Here is a 20,442-nt window from a genome sequence, read left to right on the forward strand (position 1 = left end):
AAAACCGCTTCGCACTTTTGCTGGAAATGCTTTAACCCAGATTGAGTTCCTTGAAGAAATCATTGCCCTTGTCATCGATGACGATGAAGGCCGGGAAATCTTCCACTTCGATACGCCAGATGGCTTCCATGCCGAGTTCCGGGTATTCCACGACTTCGACTTTCTTGATGCAATCCTGTGCCAGACGGGCAGCCGGACCACCGATGGACCCCAGATAAAAACCGCCGTGCTGTCCGCAGGCTTCGCGCACCTGACGCGAACGGTTACCCTTGGCGAGCATCACCATGGAGCCGCCGAAGGACTGAAACTGATCCACATAGGAATCCATACGGCCTGCCGTGGTCGGTCCGAACGAACCGGAGGCATAACCGGCAGGTGTCTTGGCAGGGCCAGCATAATAGATCGGGTGGTTCTTGAAATAATCCGGCATGGCTTCGCCGTTTTCAAGCCTCTCACGAATTTTGGCATGGGCCAGATCGCGCGCCACAATGATTGGGCCGGAAAGCGATAGGCGCGTCTTGACCGGATGTTTCGACAATTCCTTGAGAATGTCCTGCATCGGCTGGTTGAGGTCGATCTTGACCACATGCGACGACAGTTTTTCCTCGTCGATATCCGGCATGTACTTGGCCGGATTGGTTTCCAGCTTTTCCAGAAAAATGCCGTCCCTGGTGATCTTTCCCTTGGCCTGACGGTCGGCCGAGCAGGAAACGCCGATGCCGATTGGCAGCGAAGCGCCGTGGCGCGGCAGGCGAATGACGCGGACGTCATGGCAGAAATATTTGCCGCCGAACTGAGCGCCGACGCCGAGAGACTGCGTCAGTCTATGGATTTCAGCTTCCATTTCGAGATCGCGGAAGGCGTGGCCGGTTTCGGAACCCTCGGTCGGCAAGCTGTCCAGATAACGCGTCGAGGCGAGCTTGACCGTCTTCAGGTTCATTTCAGCCGAGGTGCCGCCGATGACGATTGCCAGATGGTAAGGCGGGCAGGCGGCTGTTCCGAGGCTCAGTATCTTGTCCTTGAGGAAGTCGATCATGCGGTCGTGCGTCAGGAGCGATGGTGTTCCCTGATAGAGGAATGTCTTGTTCGCCGAGCCGCCGCCCTTGGCAACGAAAAGGAATTTGTAGGCGTCTTCGCCTTCTTCATAGATGTCGATCTGCGCAGGCAGATTGTTCTTGGTATTCTTTTCCTCGAACATAGAAAGCGGCGCCAGCTGCGAATAACGCAGGTTTTTCTTGTTATAGGCATCAAGCACGCCAGCACCCAGAGCATCGGCATCACCGCCTTCGGTCCAGACGCGACGGCCCTTCTTGCCCATGATGATGGCCGTGCCGGTATCCTGACACATGGGAAGCACGCCGCCTGCGGCGATATTGGCGTTCTTCAGAAGATCATAGGCAACGAAACGGTCGTTGTCCGTTGCTTCCGGATCTTCGAGAATATGGGCAAGCTGTTGCAGGTGGCCAGGACGCAGCAAATGATTGATATCGGCAAAAGCTGATTCCGAAAGCAGGCGAAGTCCTTCCGGATCGACAGTCAGAATTTCCTGCCCCTTGAACGTATCGATAGAGACATGATCGGAAGTCAGCTTGCGGTAAGGGGTGTCGTCTTCACCAAGAGGAAAAAGATCGGCGGCGCTTGCTTCTGCCATCGTGGTACCTCGCTTGCTTGCCAGCTGCACGTGTCGGAAACCTAATCTTATCCGGCTCGCGCTAAATGTTGATCGAAGCTCCGAAGGAGGGCTTCGGAACCGTAGTCTGTCGGGCTTTTAGCGCGATGCGGGATGGATGCCACTGCGTCACTTTGTTCAATCAGGTGATCCTGGCATGTCTCCCAAGAAGAAGCTTCAAACAATTGTGATAATCGCAAATCGGAAAATTGCTTCAGGAAACATTAGCGTTAAAAGTTTCTATACGAGATTCATAAATTCTATGCGCGAGATTCGGACGGATTCGCTTTTCAGCGAATGCATAAACTTTGGCGGTTTGAAATGCAGTTTTCCAGACACTCGCAGATGGATCAGAAGAGCAGCGCTGGACGCGGGATAAATATCCGCCACGCAGCCGCGATAGCTCTGGCAGCTTCGGTGTTTCTCCCCACAGCGCAGGCTGAGGCCGCAAATTCCCTGCTGGAACTTTTCCAGCAGCGTCGCCAGCAGCAGGTACAGCCAGCCCAGCCTGTCCAGCCGCAAGCCGCCCCCCGCGCTCCTGTAGCGCCAAATGCTGTCTCTGCCCCGCGTGCTGCCGTGCGCAGCCTTCCGCCAGCCCAGCGTGTGACTGTCAAAGGACCGCAGATTTACGACTACAAACCGGATGCTCTGGTCAATATCGATTTCAGCGCGCTCGACATGCAGGTAACTGCAGCAACCGAACCGGCCGTCGTCGATCCGCTGACATCGGGCATGTCGCCTATTCGTCCGCAGATTCGCGAAGAAACACCGGGCCAGCGCGCTTTCGATGCAGCGGTGGATTATCTGAAATCCGTGAATGTCAAAGCTGAGAAGGAGATCGCTCAGGCAATCGTCGACTATTATTCAAATGAGCGTTCCTTCATGTGGTCGGCCGACCACAAGGTACTGGACCGTGCCAAGAACGTTGCAGCCTTCTTTGCGCGCGCGGACGAAGACGGCCTCAATCCCGATGAATATGCGGTCACGATTCCGGCTGACAGTTTCGACGCTACCGTCGAAACCGAACGCCAGCAAAAGCTCGCAGAATTTGAAATTCGCATGTCAGCGCGTGCGCTGCGCTATGCCATCGACGCAGGCGAGGGGCGTGTCGTTGCAGACCGCCTCAGCGGCTTCCACGATCTGCCGCGCAATCGCGTCGATCCGAAGGCCGTTCTGGAAAGGCTGGCCACGGAGAGTGATCCATCCGCCTATCTGCATGGTTTCCAGCCGAGCAATGAGCAATATGCAGCATTGAAGCGCGAACTGGCGAATACCGAGCCGCCATCTGCCGAACCGATCCGCTTGTCTCTAAACGGCATCATCAAACCGGGTGATACCAATGACCAGCTCAGCAAGGTCGTTGCGCTGATTTCGAGACACGCTCCCGCCGATTATCTGGCAGAGCACAAGCAAGCGCTGGATACCCATGCAAGCGGCGATGTCTACGATCCTGAACTCGTCGCCGCCATCAAGGATTACCAGAAGCTTTCCGGCGGCACGCCCGATGGTATCATCGGTCGCAATACGGTGTCCGCCCTGCAGGGCGAGCAATCTTCCGTCAAACGCGACCGCATTCTTTATTCGATGGAACGCCTGCGCTGGCTCCCGCATGATTTCGGCACGCGTTACGTGATGGTCAATCAGCCAGCTTATCGCGCCGAATATTTCGAGGATGGAAAAGAAAAACTGGCGATGAATGTGGTTATCGGCTCGCCGACCCACCAGACCTACTTCTTCTACAACAAGGTCCAGACGGTGGTCTTTAACCCGTCATGGGGCGTGCCGCGTTCGATCATCCTGAACGAGATGCTGCCAAAGGTCATGCGAGATACGAGCTATCTCGACCGCAACGGCTACGAAGTCTATGTCGGCGGCAAGAAAGTTTCGGCCAGTGCCGTTAACTGGAGCGCAGTTGCTGCTGGCAAGGCTCATGTCGGCATTCGTCAAAAACCGAGCCTCGACAATGCACTCGGCGAACTCAAGATACTATTCCCGAACGCGCATGACATCTACATGCACGATACGCCGGCCAAATCCTATTTCAGCCGCGACATGCGAGCCCTGAGCCACGGCTGCATTCGTCTGGAACGACCACGCGATATGGCGGCTGCGGTTCTTGGAACATCAGTGACGGATTTGCAAAAATATTTTGGCAAGAATGAGCGTGGAATCAAGGTCAAGGAACCCGTGCCTGTCTTCATTTCCTATTTCACCGCATGGCCGGAAGCGGATGGGAAAATCCATTATTACGGTGATGTTTATAACCGCGATGCCGGTTTGCAGAAAGCATTCGACAAGACGGCGGATTCGCGTCTCGCAGCGCTCTGACATTTTGCTGTAAGCAAACAGAACGGCAATTATCATTCGATGATTGCCGTTTTTTGTTGTGATCCTGCGCGGCAGGAGATGCGATGAAAATCTCTGTGGGAGCATGTGGGCGAGGCGCTTGACTTATGCAGCCGCTGGCCAGTATATCCGCACCACCTTGATTGAGCTTGGCTCATCGGGCGTGTAGCTCAGCGGGAGAGCACTCCCTTCACACGGGAGGGGTCACAGGTTCAATCCCTGTCACGCCCACCATTCAACGATATTCTGTATTTCTCTAATCACTGAACCCGGCAATGATTGAAGCGTTTTGCTTTGTCAGTTTCCGTCACGTGCGCATAACGGGCCACAGATGCCATATCAGTCCAATGGCAGATCTAAGCGGCTTGATTTCCAAAGTACCGTTGGAGCAAAAAAGAAGTCGCTGAATCAGCAGTTATGGGGTAATGCTCCTCACGATCGATAGCGATATGGAAATATTCAGAAAATGGAATGGATTCCTGTATTCTTCGTAGCGTTCAAGGTTGTCGTGTTAGGCGCGGCCATGTTCTTCGCCATCAAGTGGCATTACGATGAAGATAAAAAGAAGAAGAATAGCGAAATAAGCGGGTCGTAGGCGTCCGCCTTATCGCGCACAACCATTGCCTTCCTGAACAAAAACCCCGCCGAAGCGGGGTAATGACTGCTGATTCTGCGGCAGCGGAGCTGGATCGGTTTCTTCCGCGCCAATGGCGATACGTCTATGTCAAAACCAGTTGTGAAGGCGAATATCAATTCCAGAACAGGTAACGGTCCTGCCAGACAACTCGGCACTGAGTTTCTATTTCGGCAGTGGATCGATGCGGGAATTCGTCGTGTAGACGTTCGGCAATCGGATTCAGCGAGAGGGTCTTGGGCATAATCAATTCGGCCCGGTCGGCTTGGGCGCTAATAGCATTCAGTAACAAAGCGTCTTCTGATCTCATCATAGAGTATCCTTATCGTGATGGGCATAAGCCAGTATTGAAAAATGCAAAGCAGGAAATTGTTCGCAAAAGGAGTGGCTGAAGGTCTGACAGCAGACGAAGCATATCAGCGAGCCGGATTGGAGCCTAATCGTGGCAATGCAATACGCCTGAAGGCAAATGAAAACATTTTGAAGCGAATTGATGAAATATGCTTCAGAGTGGCGAAGCAGGCCGATTGGAAAGGCCGGATTGAGGCTTCGTATGGGCGCTGATTTTGCTGAAGAGGCAAAGATGGAAGCCCTGCTTGTCGCCGCATGTGCAATTGTGGAAGCGAACGAATGCCGGGCAGTTAATCGAAGCAAGCCGGGCCGCTATTAGTTTTGACCGTTGACCGGTCGTTTCACCCACTCGCGGTAGTAAATTTCAGGGACGCTCATATCTCCAAAGCATGATGCATGCGGCAATCACGACAGCAGACGTCAGCACGCCTATGACAATAGAGAAAAGGACCATTGTATTACCCCTGCTGCCTTCGTTTTCTTTATTGAGCGGAAGAATGACCGAGGGAAACCACTTCGTCAGGTCCACAATGACGAATCAACACTCCATGCATTTGAATTGACGATTCATGGATTTTGTTTCCGAGACTCGACTGGAAAAAACAGACAATCACAGGTCTTACGACATATATTTCGTGTTGCCGTTATAAAACTTTCACCGTTGCCGGATAGGCGAGGGCGTCCGCTTTTCGCGCGGACTGGACGGGCATAAGGGGTAGAATAAGGAAAGTATCGATACGATGGATTCGTTGCGCGGTGCGGCGATGAAGGGAATTACTTTGCCTATTCTGTAGTTTTTAATATATTTAGTGTCTTCTACATATAATATAAATAATTCACAAAACTTACATTGAATAAATATTGATCAAATTACCGTGAGTAAATATAGCGGTGGCGTCTAATTTATCTACTGGAGACGCATTTATGAATATCAGAAAAATACTACTCGGTACGGCGGCATCGCTCGTAGCGATTTCTGGCGCACAAGCGGCCGATGCAATCGTGGCGCCCGAGCCGGAAGCCGTCGAATATGTCCGCGTATGCGATGCATACGGTGCTGGTTATTTCTACATTCCGGGAACAGAAACCTGCCTGCGCATTCATGGCTATGTTCGCTATGATGCAAGCGGCGGCGACAACAACTATGCTCGCACTCCGGCACAGCTGGAGCGCGACACCTGGAATAAGCTGGCTCGCGTCAGCCTGCGTTTCTCGACCGCTTCCGAAACGGATCTCGGCACGCTCAAGACCTATAGCGAACTGCGTTACGACTGGACCGGCGACGGCAATGGCAAGGCCAACAATTACAATGGCGGCTCCACCAGCACCTCGCTGCGTTATGCTTATATCCAGCTTGGCGGCCTGCGTGTTGGTCTCGATGAATCGGCCTTCGTCACCTTTACCGGCTATCTCGGCAACGTCATCAGCGATGATGTGATCCTCGCTGGCGGTTACCGTACCAATCTCATTAGCTATACCTTCAAGGGCGGAAACGGCTTTTCGGCTATTCTCTCTTTTGAAGAGGGTGGTAACTCTGACTCGAACGTCGACGTCACCATCAAGGACTACATGCCCCATGTGGTCGGTGGTCTGAAATACGAGCAGAGCTGGGGCAAGATCGCCGGCGTCGTCGCCTATGATGCCCGCAACGAGGAATGGGCTGGAAAGGTCCGCGGCGATGTCAACATCACCGATCAGTTCTCGGTCTGGCTGCAGGGCGCTTACAAGTCCAATGACGACCATTACGGCACGTCAGGCGGTTATCGCGTTCGCATCGTCGACTCGTTCTACGGTACCTGGGGTGGTGACTGGGCCGTCTGGGGCGGTGCAGCGTTCAAGGCAACCAGCAAAGCGACTTTCAACGTACAGGCTGCTTATGACGACAGCGAAACCTTCGCTGCAACGGCTAATGTTGCCTATCAGCTCGTTCCTGGCTTCACCATCACGCCGGAAGTTTCCTACACCAAGTGGCAGGACAAAAACACGAGCATGGACGATAAAGACGCTTGGCAGGGCAAGATCCGCTTCCAGCGCTCGTTCTAATATTCTGGCTAATAGTGCCAGCTTCGGCACACGCATTGTCGTAGAACTATGATGACCTCCAGTCCATGTTTCTAGCGACAAAGGCGGCGACTCATCCGGTCGCCGCCTTTTGTGTTTTTAGGTCGGCTATTATTCGAGGACATAGCAGGTCTTGGCCTTGCCACGTGCTGGATCGCCGAAGGTGCGGTTGTCACACCGGACGCCGTTACGGAATACGCCTTCCGTAAACCGGCCATTTGCGCCGTAACGGACGCGCTTGCGACCGTAGAAGTCGCAGAACCCGCCTTCCTTGGCGCAACGGCTCCAATCGCGGTCACGGTCGTCATAGCGATCATACCGGTCCGGGCGACCGCGGCGATCTGGACGATCCGGTCTGTCCCAGCGATCCTGAACCACGAAAGAGCAGCTTTTCTTTTTACCCGGTGCCGGGTCCCCGAAGACACGGTTCGAGCAGGTGACCTGTGGCCGGTCGATGAAGCGCGACGTATTCTGTCCGCCGGTGCCATAGACCACTTCAGCCGGATAGGGGAGCTGGCAGATTCCGTTCTCGCTTGCGCAGCGCTGCAGCCGGGCCGCAGAGGCCTGCGTGACGAGTGGCGAAAGGACGGCCACCAGGCCGCCAAGGCATAGTGAAGCAACAGTTGTCTTGAGTGCAGGTGTCATGGTGAAGTCCCTCTGATATCGATGAAATATGCTTTAGTTCCGATAACTTGAACAGAGGATGAATGTGCCATACCCAATGGGAATTTTGCGAGGTGGTTAACCCGGCGGATATGCGGCTGTCTCCTCGAACACTTCCAATGATATTTATTGGTTAAGTACCACTTTCAGGTCATTGTAAAGCGAACCGGTCAAGGATAATTAGCCCCAATTGGTTTGGGGCAATCCATGGACGGTTCGCAGTTTGTCAACGCTTCTCCTGTGCTGTTTGCGGCATGTGACGAGAAATATTTTGATACCCATGGCAGGGGATTTATCTATTCCGCAATTTCTGCCGGGCATCGTGTGCATGTGATTATATCACCGGAGCCGGGACCGGCGCTTGAACGCCGCGCTGCGGAACTTCAATCGCGGGTGGATCAGAATTTCGTTAAGGCGCTGTCGCTGTCGCAACAGAAACATCTGACACTTGAAGTCGTAGCCGATGGCCGTGCGAAAGCGGCGATGTCTCCGTTGGAGCGGAAAGTATTTTATCAGTCGCTCCGCTTCTACCATCTTCCGCGGCTGCTGCGATCTAAAGGCAGCGCTATCGCGGTACTCGACATCGACAGTCTTGTACGAAAGCCTATTCCATATAATGGTGAAGCGGATGTCGGGCTCTATTTTCGCTTGGATAACACCAATAATTGGTCTGAGGAGGCACATCTCGGTACAAAAGTCCTTGCTGCTTTGATTTATGCCACGCCATGCGCCGCAGATTATTTTGATAAGGTTGCGGCCTATCTTGACCGGAATGAACGTCGCTATTTCATCGATCAGCGTGCTCTCTATGAAACCTATCTGCAAGAGCCGGGTGAACGGTTCTTCGATCTCGCGAAAACAGGTTGGCTTGACTGGACCTTTAAGGAGGAAAGTCCGGTTTGGACGGCGAAAGGGCGGCTCTTGCGCAGGGAGTTACGCTACATTCGTGAGCGGCTGAAGTACGAACGAGCAGGACGTTATCGAAGATTCTTCGTGTTGGCTGGCTACAGACTTGGCATTCTCCGCAAATGAGCGGGTAAGAGCATGACGGGGCTTTAAAAGGCGGCTTATGCTTACAAGCAACTGGCTATCATAAGCGACTGGATGAAAGCGGTGCGACGAGTCGATGTGGCGTTTCGTTTTTTACTGAAACGCTGCCGATTTGTTAAAAATCCATGGAGATGGGGGTCGACAATCATTTCCTGCTCTGGTTTGCTAAGGCAGGAATGAGGATCCGAAATGCACAATCTGCCTTTCAGTTTCAAATCGATTATCGTTGTTCTGGCGGCCATGATTGCCGCCGGATTATATGTCGGTCACAAGACCAAGGAAGTGCGCCAGACCTTGCTTATTCAGCGCGTCGCACCCTCTGAAGCTGGAATATAGTCCAGCTTTTCACGCTAGAACCGCTTTCTTTCCCGCCGCTTTCATGAAATGAGAGTGAAACACTCACGTTCACTCTTCGGAAGGCTGCACACATGCACGGCGAATACAAAGTCCACGGGGGAAAACTTGTCGTTGTCGATCTGGATGTTCGTGACGGGCGCCTGAGTGACGTGCAGGTGGCGGGCGATTTTTTCCTTGAGCCGGACGAGGCTCTGGAGGATATCCGCAACTCTATTGAAGGTCTTTCAGCCGACGCCTCGTCGGAGCAGATTGCCGATGCGGTGAGGGCAGGTTTGCGGCCCGATGCCATGATGCTCGGCTTCAGCCCGGAAGCGGTGGCGATTGCCGTCCGGCGCGCTTTGGGCGTTGCGCGTACATGGCGGGATTTCGAATGGCAGGTTATTGAAATGCCTGCAGTTTCGCCTGCCATGCATCTCGCGCTGGACGAGGTTCTGGCGCAAGAAGTTGCCGCAGGACGCCGCGCGCCGACACTGCGCTTCTGGGAATGGGAACGCCCGGCCATCATCATCGGCGCGTTCCAGTCGTTGCGCAATGAAGTCGATATGGAAGCGACACGGGAATTTGGTGTCGAGACTGTCCGTCGCGTTACCGGCGGCGGAGCGATGTTTGTGGAACCCGGCAGCACTATAACCTATTCGCTTTATGCACCGGGCGAACTCGTACGGGATATGAGTTTTGCCGATTCCTATGCATTTCTGGATGATTGGGTGCTGAAAGCTCTCAATTCGATCGGCATTGACGCCTTCTACAAGCCGCTCAACGATATTTCGAGTTCCAAAGGCAAGATCGGCGGCGCGGCGCAGAAACGCTTTTCCAAGGGGACCGTCCTTCACCACGTCACCATGGCTTATGACATGGATGCGGAAAAAATGGTGAAGGTTTTACGCATCGGGCGCGAGAAGCTGAGCGACAAGGGCACGGCAAGTGCCGTCAAGCGCGTCGATCCGGTTCGTAGCCAGACGGGGCTGCCGCGCGAAGAAGTCATCAAGCGCATGAAGGACATGTTCGTGTCGCTGAATGGCGGTGTAAGCAGCAAGATCACGCCTGAGGAATATGCGGCGGCTGAAAAGCTTGTGGTCGAGAAATTCTCGACTGAGCAATGGTTGCACAACATTCCCTAAGCCACTCGCCAGCTCTTCAATCGCGAGGTGGGGTGACTTGCTCGTGTCGTCATGGCATAGGGAGGCCGCAACGCGACCACCTTACGTTCCATTCCACTTCATCCAAAAAAGTCCTCCCGTTCCATGATCCGCATCGACAATATCAGCAAGTCCAACAGCCATCGCATTCTGTTTATCGAAGCTTCCGCCGCCTTGAATCGCGGCGAAAAGATCGGCCTTGTCGGTCCCAACGGTGCAGGAAAAACAACCCTGTTTCGCATGATTACCGGCGATGAACAGCCGGACGAGGGGCAGGTTTCCGTCGAAAAAGGTGTGACGGTCGGTTACTTCGACCAGAATGTCGGCGAGATGGGCGGTCGTTCTGCCGTTGCGGAAGTGATGGATGGTGCAGGTCCGGTCAGTGCGGTTGCAGCAGAATTGCGAGAACTGGAGGCCGCGATGGTCGATCCGGACCGTATGGACGAAATGGACGCGATCATTGAACGTTATGGCGAAGTGCAGGCGCGCTATGAGGAGCTGGATGGCTACGGTCTGGATGGCCGTGCACGTGAAGTTCTGGCGGGCCTTAGCTTCACGCAGGAAATGATGGATGGCGATGTCGGCAAGCTCTCCGGCGGCTGGAAAATGCGTGTTGCGCTGGCGCGCATTCTGCTGATGCGCCCGGACGTGATGCTGCTTGACGAACCGAGCAACCATCTCGATCTCGAAAGCCTGATCTGGCTGGAAGCGTTTCTCAAAAACTACGACGGCGCACTGCTGATGACCTCGCACGACCGCGAATTCATGAACCGCATCGTGACCAAGATTATCGAAATCGACGCTGGCTCGCTGACCACCTATTCCGGCGATTATGCCTTCTATGAGGGCCAGCGGGCGCTGAATGAAAAGCAGCAGCAAGCCCAGTTCGAACGTCAGCAGGCGATGCTTGCCAAGGAAATCAAGTTCATCGAGCGTTTCAAGGCGCGTGCTTCCCATGCATCGCAGGTCCAGAGCCGCGTGAAGAAACTGGAGAAGATCGACCGCGTGGAGCCGCCACGCCGTCGCCAGACGGTCGCCTTCGACTTTGCGCCTGCGCCGCGTTCGGGTGAGGATGTCGTGAGCCTCAAGGGCGTGCATAAGACCTATGGAAGCCGCACGATCTATGACGGTTTTGATTTCATGGTTCGCCGCCGCGAACGCTGGTGCATCATGGGCGTCAACGGTGCGGGAAAATCGACGCTGCTGAAGCTGGTCGCAGGCGCTGCCGAACCGGATAAGGGTAGTGTCAATATCGGTGCAAGCGTCAAGCTCGGTTATTTTGCGCAGCACGCGATGGACGTTCTCGATGGCGATGCAACGATACTGGAATGGCTGGAGGAGCGTTTTCCAAAGGCAGGCCAGGCGCCGCTTCGCGCGCTCGCTGGCTGCTTCGGATTCTCCGGCGACGATATCGAAAAGAAATGCCGCGTGCTTTCGGGCGGCGAAAAGGCACGTCTTGTCATGGCGGCGATGCTGTTCGATCCGCCGAATTTCCTGATTCTGGACGAGCCGACCAACCACCTTGATCTCGATACGAAGGAAATGCTCATCAAAGCGCTGGCTTCCTATGAAGGCACGATGCTGTTCGTATCGCACGACCGGCATTTTCTCGGCGCCTTGTCGAACCGGGTTCTGGAACTCACACCGGACGGTATTCATCAATATGGCGGCGGCTATACGGAATATGTGGAACGAACGGGGCAGGAGGCTCCGGGTTTGCGTTCGTAACCGCAGAAACCAGTGCAACTTTGCTCTGATTTCTCAAAATAAGCCATTGATGCATATGCGCGGTTCGGTTAGAAACGCGCATGATAAGGCTTCGAGCCTTCCGGCAATGCACCCGTAGCTCAGCTGGATAGAGTGCTGCCCTCCGAAGGCAGAGGTCACAGGTTCGAATCCTGTCGGGTGCGCCATTTCATAATTTATCAACGTGCTGTCGTATTGGAGCCTCTGGTTTTCGGAGCTGATAGACAGCGCTTGCATTCTGTGAGCCTGAATCGAGAACGATCTCTTCAAGCAAAAAGACATTGTGTACGCTCCCCCGAACCATCTATTGATAACAATGGGGGGGAGAAATCATTGCGAGTCGGAAATTCGCAATGACAGTTGTAAAACTTCCCCATTGTATGGGCTGAACCGGAAGATCAATTCTGGAACCGCCGAGATAAATGGGAGGACTTGGAATGCGCGTTTCAAAGCGTATCGCCGTGGCAGCTTCGATTGCGGGGCTCGTGGCCACAGCAAGTGGTTTGGCAATTGGCACCGCAAATGCGGAAGAACCGCTGAAACTGATAATCGGAACAGAAGGCGCATATCCGCCGTTCAATTTCATCAACCCGGATGGGTCCCTGTCGGGCTTCGATGTCGATATCGCAAAAGCGCTCTGCGAGGAATTGAAGGCCGAGTGCACATTCATAACGCAGGAGTGGGATGGCACCATTCCGGCGCTTCAGGCCGGCAAATTCGATGCGTATGTTTCTTCCATGTCGATCACGGAAGAGCGCAAGAAACAGGTTGATTTCACCAACAAATACTACAATACGCCTCCCGGAATAGCTGTACCCAAGGATAGCGACATCAAGGGCGTGACCAAGGAAGATCTGGCTGGCAAGACGATCGGTGTTCAGGTGTCCACCACACACGCCAACTATGCCGAACATGCTTTCACCGATAGCACAATCAAAGCCTATCCGACGGCAGAGGAATATCGGCTCGATATGGCCAATGGCCGCCTTGATGCCGTCAACGACGACAGCGTCACGCTGAGCGAGTGGCTGAAGACGCCGGATGGCGCTTGCTGCAAGATGGTCGGCACCTACCCGTCGGACGATAATATCCACGGCGTCGGCATCGGTGTCGCCCTGAAGAAAGGCCGTCCTGAACTGGTTGAAAAGTTCAACAATGCCATCAAGGCGATCCGCGCGAACGGCAAGTACAAGGAAGTCAACGACAAGTACTTCGATTTCGACGCTTACGGCGCCGAAAACTAACCGGACAAAAAAAGAAAGACCGGTTGGTATAATGAAGTTTGCATCGCCGCCCTCCGGGGCGGCGTTGTTGTCAGAGGAAACCGCTCATACAGGGGCAAAAGAACGAATGGTAGGACAGAAAACGTAAGATCTTCACGGAAGGCGCAATCATATAATTAGGAGGCAATTGTTGGCATTGAGAATTTCTCTGCCAGCAAGGACAATGTTTGATCTTCCGGTTCAAGGGAGTTCAAAATGCATCGAATACTGTGTCTGGCGGTTCCGCTCTTCGTGCTTGCTGCAGTTTATTCATTTTTCAGCCGGGAAATGCCCGCACTATCCTCTGCGTCAAACGGTTGTATCTGCGATAAAAATCGCCAGCCGGTATCGGCTTGTCTGGATGTTTGTGAGCCTGCAAACTGAATATTGCTTGAACACTAAAAGTGGAGTTCAAATGCGACCCGAAAATCTCGTCATTCGCGCAGTGGAAACCACAGATGCCGAAGGCCTCACTCGTCTGCAGAATATGCCGGGATTTCGGCTCGGTACATTGCGCACTCCGTTCCAGCGCCTCGATACGACAAGGAAATGGCTGGAGTCGCTTGGCCCGGAATCGACGGTAATCGTTGCGATAATCAATGATAAGATCGTTGGAAACGCTGGTTTACTGCGATACAGAGGACGACGGAACCATGCCGCAGATATCATGATGGGTATAGATGACGAACATATCGGCAAAGGGATCGGCACCGCACTTATGAGCGAGCTGATCGATATCGCCGACAACTGGCTCGATCTAAAGCGGCTTGAACTGACCGTTTATGTCGATAATGCCGCCGCAATCCGCCTCTACGAGAAGTTCGGTTTCGTTTCGGAAGGTGTTCGCAAGAAAGATGCCTTCAGAGCCGGAGAATTCGTCGACTCACTCGCAATGGCCAGACTCAATTTCTGACATGCTTCGCTTGGAATTATCGTACCGCCACGACAGCTGCCCAGTCGGTGGGACGTTTATCGTAAGCACCACCGGTCCAGCATTCTATCTCGATATCAGACCAGTGGGCATTCTCGCACCACCATGTCCGAAGCTCTCCAGGTGATAGATAGTTGTAATAGCGGCCAAGTGCGTCATGGCCTTCAGCCGTACCGGTCTTGAAGCTTGCCCAAACAACGCCGCCTTTCACCAAAGCGGTGTGGGTTTTCCCAATGATGGGGGCGAGCTCGCCTCGGGGCACATGGGTCAGGGATGCGCAAGCATAAATACCGTCATATTCCTCGACCGCGGAAAGTTCGTCGAACATCATCGTCCTGACAGGCTGGCCCAGCCGCCTCGAAGTGATTGCCGCCAGTTCGGCGGAACCATCTGTTGCATCGAGCTGAAACCCCGCGTTTAAAATAGCGTGTGCATCGGTCCCCGAGCCACTCCCCAATTCGAGAATGCGGCCGCCTGGCTTGCAGCGCTTCAGGAAATCGAACAGCTTCGGATTGGGCGTGTCGCCGTCGGCTGCATAGTCGATGGCATTTGAATTGTAGAATCCCAGCGTATTGTCCCGCATATGCCCGAGGGCCCTCCGTACCAATATATGAGAGATTCAAAAACTCCCGAACTCAGCGGACTCTTATGCGGTGAATTTGCTTTGTATTGAAAGCCCTAAAGGCTTTATGAACCGGCATTCCCGGTTCTCTCAGCTCTTCTGGGTGTCTCATCAACAATGGCGTGCAGATTAACGTTGCATTTTCGCCACAATGCGTTGCATAGATGCAACGCTATTGGGTAACATGGTTAACATGAACACGGCGAATCTGACGGCGGACATGAACGGCGAGAAACAATCATCGCAAGGCGGCGAGGGGCGTAGGCTTCTGGCCATGCCGGGCATTATCACCGTTGTTTCAGCGCTGATTACTGCGTCGATATCCTTTGCGATTCTGATTGGCATTACCCCGATCACGCCTGACCGGACTGTCACGCTGGCATTGGTCATCATCAATGTCGCGCTGATTCTGTTCCTCATTCTGCTGATCTGCCGCGAAGTTTACCGTATCGTCATGGCCCGGCGACTTGGAAAGGCCGCTTCGCGCCTGCATGTTCGTATTGTCGCGCTGTTTTCGCTGATTGCAGCCGTGCCGGCGATTGTGGTTGCCATCGTAGCATCTGTAACGCTTAATCTCGGTCTGGACCGCTGGTTCGATACCAATACGCGCGACATTGTCAGTTCATCGCAGAGCCTGACCACCGCCTATATCCGTGAAACGGCGCTCAACCTGCAAAGCACGTCCTATTCGATGCTGCAGGATCTGGATGCGCAGCGCACCATTTACAGTCTCGACCGTGGTGGGTTCATCCAGCTGATGACGCTGCAAACGCGCGGTCGTGGTTTGCTCGGTGCGTTTCTGGTGCGTGAAAACGGAGATATTGTCGTCAAAAGCGATACCGGTGTCGAGGATCGTCTGCCGCCGCCGACCGAAGATGCTTTGAAGACGGCTCCCGACGGAAAGCCGGTTATCATCCCTCCGGGGAACAGTAATTTCGTCGGTGCCATCATCAAGATGCGCGAGATACCGGACGTCTATCTTTATACGGTACGCGCAGTGGATTCGCAGATTCTCGACGCCATGCGTCTGATGGAAGCCAATACCCAGCGCTATCAGGAGATGGATGCAAACCGGATTCCGACGCAGATCGCGTTCGCCTTGCTCTATTTCGGCCTGACGCTGATCGTGCTGCTTTCGGCTATCTGGACCGGCATTGCTGTTGCAGACCGGCTGGTGCGCCCGATCCGGCTATTGATCGGGGCGTCGGATGACGTGGCGGCGGGCAATCTCGACGTCTCGGTGCCGGTGCGGACTTCAGATGGCGATGTTGGCGCATTGTCCGGCACTTTCAACAACATGGTCGCCGAACTTAAGAGCCAGCGTAATGAGCTGATTTCTGCCAAGGACCAGATCGACGAACGCCGCCGCTTCTCCGAGGCTGTGCTTTCCGGTGTGACGGCGGGCGTCATCGGCATCGAGACGGATGGCTGTATTTCCATTCTGAACCGTTCCGCAGAGCATATGTTTGGCGTCACGTCGGAAGATGCCGTCGGCAAGAACCTTAGCAGCATTGCGCCGGAGATCGGGCAGGCTTTCGAGGTCACCCGTTCAACGGGGCGCGCGGTGCACCGCGAGCAGGTCAGCATGACCCGAGGCGGCGTGGCACGCACCTTCAACGTGCAGGTGACGGTTGAAGATACGGAATCCGAAGACCACTCCTATGTGGTGACCGTGGATGACATCACAGATCTGGTGCAGGCGCAGCGCTCGTCGGCCTGGGCGGATGTCGCCCGCCGCATTGCGCATGAGATCAAGAACCCGCTCACGCCGATCCAGCTTTCCGCCGAACGCATTCGCCGCCGTTACGGCAAGGTGATTACCGAGGATCGCGAGGTTTTCGACCAGTGCACGGATACGATCATTCGTCAGGTGGGCGATATCGGGCGCATGGTCGATGAATTCTCCGCCTTTGCCCGCATGCCGAAACCCGAAATGCGGCTTATGGACATGCGCGAAGCATTGCGTGAAGCCTCCTTCCTGGTGGAAGTCAGCCGCAGCGATATTCGCTTCCAGAACGATTTCGGCCCGGAAAAGCTGGTCGGCTCCTTCGATAGCCGCCTGATCGGGCAGGCATTCGGCAATGTCATCAAGAATGCCAGCGAAGCCATCGACGGACTTCCAAAGGAAGATCGCGCCAGGGAAGGCGAGGGAGGGCATATCCTTATCCGTTCCTATCAGGCGGATGGGCAACTGGTTGTCGATGTCATCGACAATGGCAAGGGCCTGCCGGGCGACGACCGCCAGAAGCTGCTCGAACCCTATATGACGACGCGTGAGAAGGGCACCGGCCTTGGTCTCGCGATTGTCCGCAAGATCGTCGAGGATCATGGCGGGCATCTGGAATTGCATGACGCGCCACCGGATTTCCACGGAGGGCGGGGCGCGATGATACGTATGGTCTTTCCGCAGGCACCTGCCAGCGAGGCTGGCGCAAGCGCGGGAAATGACGACAAAAACATAGCTGGACAGGTGATTTGATATGGCTGCCGATATTCTTGTGGTTGATGACGAAGCGGATATCCGGGAACTTGTTGCAGGCATTCTGAGCGATGAAGGCCATGAAACCCGCACGGCTTTCGACGCAGACAGCGCGCTCGCGGCGATCAATGATCGCGTTCCCCGACTGGTTTTTCTGGACATCTGGCTGCAGGGCAGTCGTCTGGACGGTCTGGCACTGCTTGATGAAATCAAGAAGCAGCACCCTGAACTGCCGGTCGTGATGATTTCCGGTCACGGCAATATTGAAACGGCGGTGTCGGCGATCCGGCGCGGCGCCTATGATTTCATCGAAAAGCCTTTCAAGGCTGACCGCCTGATCCTCGTCGCGGAACGGGCGCTCGAAACCTCGAAGCTGAAGCGCGAAGTTTCCAATCTTCGCAAGCGCAGCGGCGATCATCTGGAGTTGATCGGTGCGTCTCTGGCGATGAACCAGTTGCGCCAGACCATCGAACGTGTGGCGCCGACCAACAGCCGCATCATGATTACAGGTCCGTCGGGCGCGGGCAAGGAGTTGGCCGCCCGTGCCATACATGCGCAGTCGGGCCGTGCCAGCGGACCCTTTGTGACGGTCAATGCAGCGACCATCACGCCGGAGCGCATGGAAATCGAACTCTTCGGCACAGAAATGGACGGCGGCGAGCGCAAGGTGGGCGCTCTGGAAGAAGCCCATGGCGGTATTCTCTACCTCGATGAAGTCGCAGATATGCCGCGCGAGACGCAGAACAAGATTCTGCGTGTGCTCGTCGACCAGCAGTTCGAGCGCGTCGGCGGCACCAAGCGCGTGAAGGTGGATGTGCGCATCATTTCCTCGACCGCACAGAACCTTGAAGGCATGATTGCGGAAGGCACGTTCCGCGAGGATTTGTTTCACCGTCTGTCGGTGGTGCCGGTGCAGGTGCCGCCGCTTGCCGCCCGGCGCGAGGATATTCCGTCTCTGGTCGATTATTTCATGAAGCAGATTGCCGAACAGGCAGGCATCAAGCCGCGCAAGATCGGCCCCGATGCCATGGCGGTTTTGCAGGCGCATAGCTGGCCGGGCAACCTTCGCCAGCTTCGCAACAATGTCGAACGCCTGATGATTCTGGCGCGCGGCGATGATCCCGAAGCGCCGGTGACGGCCGATCTTTTGCCGGCTGAAATTGGCGATACGCTGCCGCGCGCGCCGACAGAATCCGACCAGCACATCATGGCGCTCCCGTTGCGCGAGGCGCGCGAGCGTTTCGAGAAGGAATATCTGATCGCCCAGATCAACCGGTTCGGCGGCAATATTTCACGCACGGCGGAGTTCGTTGGCATGGAGCGTTCGGCGCTGCATCGCAAACTGAAATCTCTCGGCGTATAAACAGTCAAGTGTCTCGGACGGAGCAGTCATGCGGGTAATCGTTTGCGGAGCAGGGCAGGTCGGATACGGCATCGCCGAGCGGCTTGCGGCGGAAGAAAACGACGTCTCTGTCATCGACACATCTGCACGCCATGTCGAGATCGTGCGCGACACGCTCGACGTGCGTGGGTTTGTCGGACACGGTTCGCAGCCCGACGTGCTTGCGGCTGCTGGCGCCGATGAAGCGGATATGATCATCGCCGTCACCTTGTCCGACGAGGTCAATATGGTGGCCTGTCAGGTGGCGCATTCGGTCTTCAACGTACCGACCAAGATCGCCCGCATCCGTGCCCAATCCTATCTCAAGGCTGAGTATCAGGACCTGTTTCTGCGCGAAAACCTGCCGATTGACGTGATCATCTCGCCGGAGCTGGAAGTGGGTGAGGTGGTTCTGCGGCGCATCGCGTTGCAGGGCGCGACGGACGTGCTGCGCTTTGCCGATGACAAGATCATCGGCCTTGCCATCGAATGCCTGGAGGAATGTCCGGTCATCAATACGCCGCTGAAGCAGCTGACCGATCTTTTTCCCGACCTTGCGGCAACCGTCGTTGGCGTGGTGCGCAATGACAGCCTGTTCATTCCGCGCTCCTCCGACGAGCTGAATGCAGGGGATCTGGCCTATGTCGTGACGACGCGCGAGCAGGTCCGCCGCACGCTCTCTTTGTTCGGGCATGAGAAGCCGGAAGCCAGCCGCATCGTTATCGCAGGCGGCGGCAATATCGGTCTCTATGTGGCCAAGGCTATCGAGGACCGCAAGTGGAATACGCGCGTCAAGATGATCGAAAGCGAGCATGACCGTGCATTCGCGATTGCCGACCAGCTGAAGCGCACCATGGTTCTGCACGGCAGCGCGCTCGATCAGAACCTGCTGCAGGAAGCCGATATTCAGGATGCCGACCTGATGGTCGCGCTGACCAATCAGGATCAGGTCAATATTCTTTCGAGCATCATGGCCAAGCGTCTGGGGTGCAAATCCAACATGGCGCTGCTTAACACGGTCGCCTATCAGGATTTCACCCACATGGTGGGGATCGATGCCTATATCAATCCGAAGGCTGTCACGATCTCCAAAATCCTGCAGCATGTGCGGCGCGGCCGCATCCGCGCAGTCTATAGCGTTTATCGCGATATGGCTGAACTGATCGAGGCCGAGGCTCTGGAGACATCCTCTCTGGTTGGCGCGCCGCTGCGTGATCTCGATCTGCCGGAAGGTTTGCGAATCGGTGCGATCTATCGTGACGGGCAGGTGATCCGTCCAAATGGCGACGTGCGGATCAAGCCCAAGGATCGCGTTGTCATTTTCGCAACATCTGATGCCGTAAAGCATGTGGAACAGATGTTCCGCGTCAGTCTGGAGTTTTTCTGAACCAACGGGGCCTCATGTCGTTGCCCAAGCTGGAACATTCGTTTCGCTTCAGCCCGTAAGTTTTTACATGCGGGCAATGGATCGGGAGCAGGCATCGGAGGAATCCCAACAAATAGAAGAGCTTGTCGTGGCAGAGTAAGATGATGAAGCTGTCTCGCTTTCCGCAATTTGCCGCGCGGCAAATGAAATTGACGGTTGCGCAAAGATTCCCATCCTGTTAACCGAAGCTAAATAGCGAAGCAGTTGTCTTTCCACAGCAATTGCAGTCGAGTACCGGTTTTGCACGCTCCGGTGCTTGATTTATGTGCATGCGCGTGTTCGTTTAACGCATCGCGAGCTGGCTGCTGATCGATTAAAGGAATAA

16 protein-coding genes, 2 tRNA genes and 1 pseudogene are annotated in these 20,442 nt (G+C 55.0%); 15 read left to right on the forward strand and 4 right to left on the reverse strand.

The window, feature by feature from the left end:
- Positions 1-31 precede the first annotated feature (31 nt).
- A complete protein-coding gene (locus tag JNC70_RS15230; RefSeq protein ID WP_104757362.1) occupies positions 32-1,651 on the reverse strand; it encodes a fumarate hydratase in 1,620 nt (539 codons plus the stop codon).
- A 363-nt stretch (positions 1,652-2,014) separates the two neighbouring features.
- Between JNC70_RS15230 and JNC70_RS15235 the strand changes: the two genes are divergently transcribed.
- From JNC70_RS15235 to JNC70_RS15245, 3 genes are all read left to right on the forward strand, one after another.
- Positions 2,015-3,997: a L,D-transpeptidase family protein gene (locus tag JNC70_RS15235; protein ID WP_374788654.1), complete on the forward strand. Its 1,983-nt coding sequence runs from the start codon at positions 2,015-2,017 to the stop codon at positions 3,995-3,997.
- A 177-nt stretch (positions 3,998-4,174) separates the two neighbouring features.
- A tRNA-Val gene (locus JNC70_RS15240) sits at positions 4,175-4,249 on the forward strand.
- Positions 4,250-4,481: 232 nt separating this feature from the next.
- The gene (locus JNC70_RS15245; protein ID WP_280952379.1) at positions 4,482-4,610 is read left to right on the forward strand and encodes a hypothetical protein; all 129 of its coding nucleotides are present in this window, start codon (positions 4,482-4,484) and stop codon (positions 4,608-4,610) included.
- Positions 4,611-4,764: 154 nt separating this feature from the next.
- On the opposite strand, the gene JNC70_RS15250 is transcribed toward JNC70_RS15245, so the two are convergent.
- Positions 4,765-4,962, reverse strand: a complete 198-nt coding sequence (locus JNC70_RS15250; RefSeq protein ID WP_061346357.1) for a hypothetical protein — start codon at positions 4,960-4,962, stop codon at positions 4,765-4,767.
- 962 nt (positions 4,963-5,924) lie between these two features.
- Between JNC70_RS15250 and JNC70_RS15255 the strand changes: the two genes are divergently transcribed.
- Positions 5,925-7,043 (forward strand): porin, encoded by a 1,119-nt coding sequence (locus JNC70_RS15255; RefSeq protein WP_104757365.1) that lies wholly within the window; start codon positions 5,925-5,927, stop codon positions 7,041-7,043.
- Between the two features lie 129 nt (positions 7,044-7,172).
- Here the strand turns inward: JNC70_RS15255 and JNC70_RS15260 are convergent, their stop codons facing one another.
- The gene (locus JNC70_RS15260; protein ID WP_104757366.1) at positions 7,173-7,706 is read right to left on the reverse strand and encodes a hypothetical protein; all 534 of its coding nucleotides are present in this window, start codon (positions 7,704-7,706) and stop codon (positions 7,173-7,175) included.
- A gap of 225 nt (positions 7,707-7,931) precedes the next feature.
- Here JNC70_RS15260 and JNC70_RS15265 point away from each other — a divergent pair, with 225 nt between their 5' ends.
- From JNC70_RS15265 to JNC70_RS15295, 7 genes are all read left to right on the forward strand, one after another.
- Entirely contained in the window at positions 7,932-8,756 is an 825-nt protein-coding gene (locus JNC70_RS15265; protein WP_245414820.1) for a hypothetical protein, read from the forward strand.
- A 207-nt stretch (positions 8,757-8,963) separates the two neighbouring features.
- On the forward strand, positions 8,964-9,110 hold the full coding sequence (locus JNC70_RS15270) for a hypothetical protein (protein ID WP_167394102.1): 147 nt from the start codon (positions 8,964-8,966) through the stop codon (positions 9,108-9,110).
- Between the two features lie 92 nt (positions 9,111-9,202).
- On the forward strand, positions 9,203-10,252 hold the full coding sequence (gene lplAB, locus JNC70_RS15275; protein WP_104757367.1) for a lipoate-protein ligase LplAB: 1,050 nt from the start codon (positions 9,203-9,205) through the stop codon (positions 10,250-10,252).
- Positions 10,253-10,375: 123 nt separating this feature from the next.
- Positions 10,376-11,998, forward strand: coding sequence for an ABC-F family ATP-binding cassette domain-containing protein (locus JNC70_RS15280; protein ID WP_104757368.1), 1,623 nt, complete (start codon positions 10,376-10,378; stop codon positions 11,996-11,998).
- A 108-nt stretch (positions 11,999-12,106) separates the two neighbouring features.
- Positions 12,107-12,183: transfer RNA gene (locus JNC70_RS15285), tRNA-Arg, on the forward strand.
- Positions 12,184-12,453: 270 nt separating this feature from the next.
- Positions 12,454-13,260, forward strand: a complete 807-nt coding sequence (locus tag JNC70_RS15290; protein ID WP_104757380.1) for an ABC transporter substrate-binding protein — start codon at positions 12,454-12,456, stop codon at positions 13,258-13,260.
- A gap of 433 nt (positions 13,261-13,693) precedes the next feature.
- Positions 13,694-14,191, forward strand: a complete 498-nt coding sequence (locus JNC70_RS15295; protein ID WP_104757381.1) for a GNAT family N-acetyltransferase — start codon at positions 13,694-13,696, stop codon at positions 14,189-14,191.
- Positions 14,192-14,207: 16 nt separating this feature from the next.
- Here JNC70_RS15295 and JNC70_RS15300 read toward each other — a convergent pair whose 3' ends face one another.
- The gene (locus tag JNC70_RS15300; RefSeq protein WP_104757382.1) at positions 14,208-14,792 is read right to left on the reverse strand and encodes a methyltransferase; all 585 of its coding nucleotides are present in this window, start codon (positions 14,790-14,792) and stop codon (positions 14,208-14,210) included.
- 190 nt (positions 14,793-14,982) lie between these two features.
- Between JNC70_RS15300 and JNC70_RS15305 the strand changes: the two genes are divergently transcribed.
- From JNC70_RS15305 to JNC70_RS15320, 4 genes and pseudogenes are all read left to right on the forward strand, one after another.
- A complete protein-coding gene (locus JNC70_RS15305; RefSeq protein ID WP_104757383.1) occupies positions 14,983-17,310 on the forward strand; it encodes a sensor histidine kinase NtrY-like in 2,328 nt (775 codons plus the stop codon).
- A gap of 1 nt (position 17,311) precedes the next feature.
- A complete protein-coding gene (gene ntrX / locus JNC70_RS15310; protein WP_061346346.1) occupies positions 17,312-18,673 on the forward strand; it encodes a nitrogen assimilation response regulator NtrX in 1,362 nt (453 codons plus the stop codon).
- Between the two features lie 28 nt (positions 18,674-18,701).
- Positions 18,702-20,078, forward strand: a complete 1,377-nt coding sequence (gene trkA, locus JNC70_RS15315; protein ID WP_104757384.1) for a Trk system potassium transporter TrkA — start codon at positions 18,702-18,704, stop codon at positions 20,076-20,078.
- 166 nt (positions 20,079-20,244) lie between these two features.
- Positions 20,245-20,442, forward strand: a pseudogene (locus tag JNC70_RS15320) (hypothetical protein).

It is taken from the genome of Brucella oryzae (assembly GCF_041929965.1).
Lineage (GTDB): Bacteria > Pseudomonadota > Alphaproteobacteria > Rhizobiales > Rhizobiaceae > Brucella > Brucella oryzae.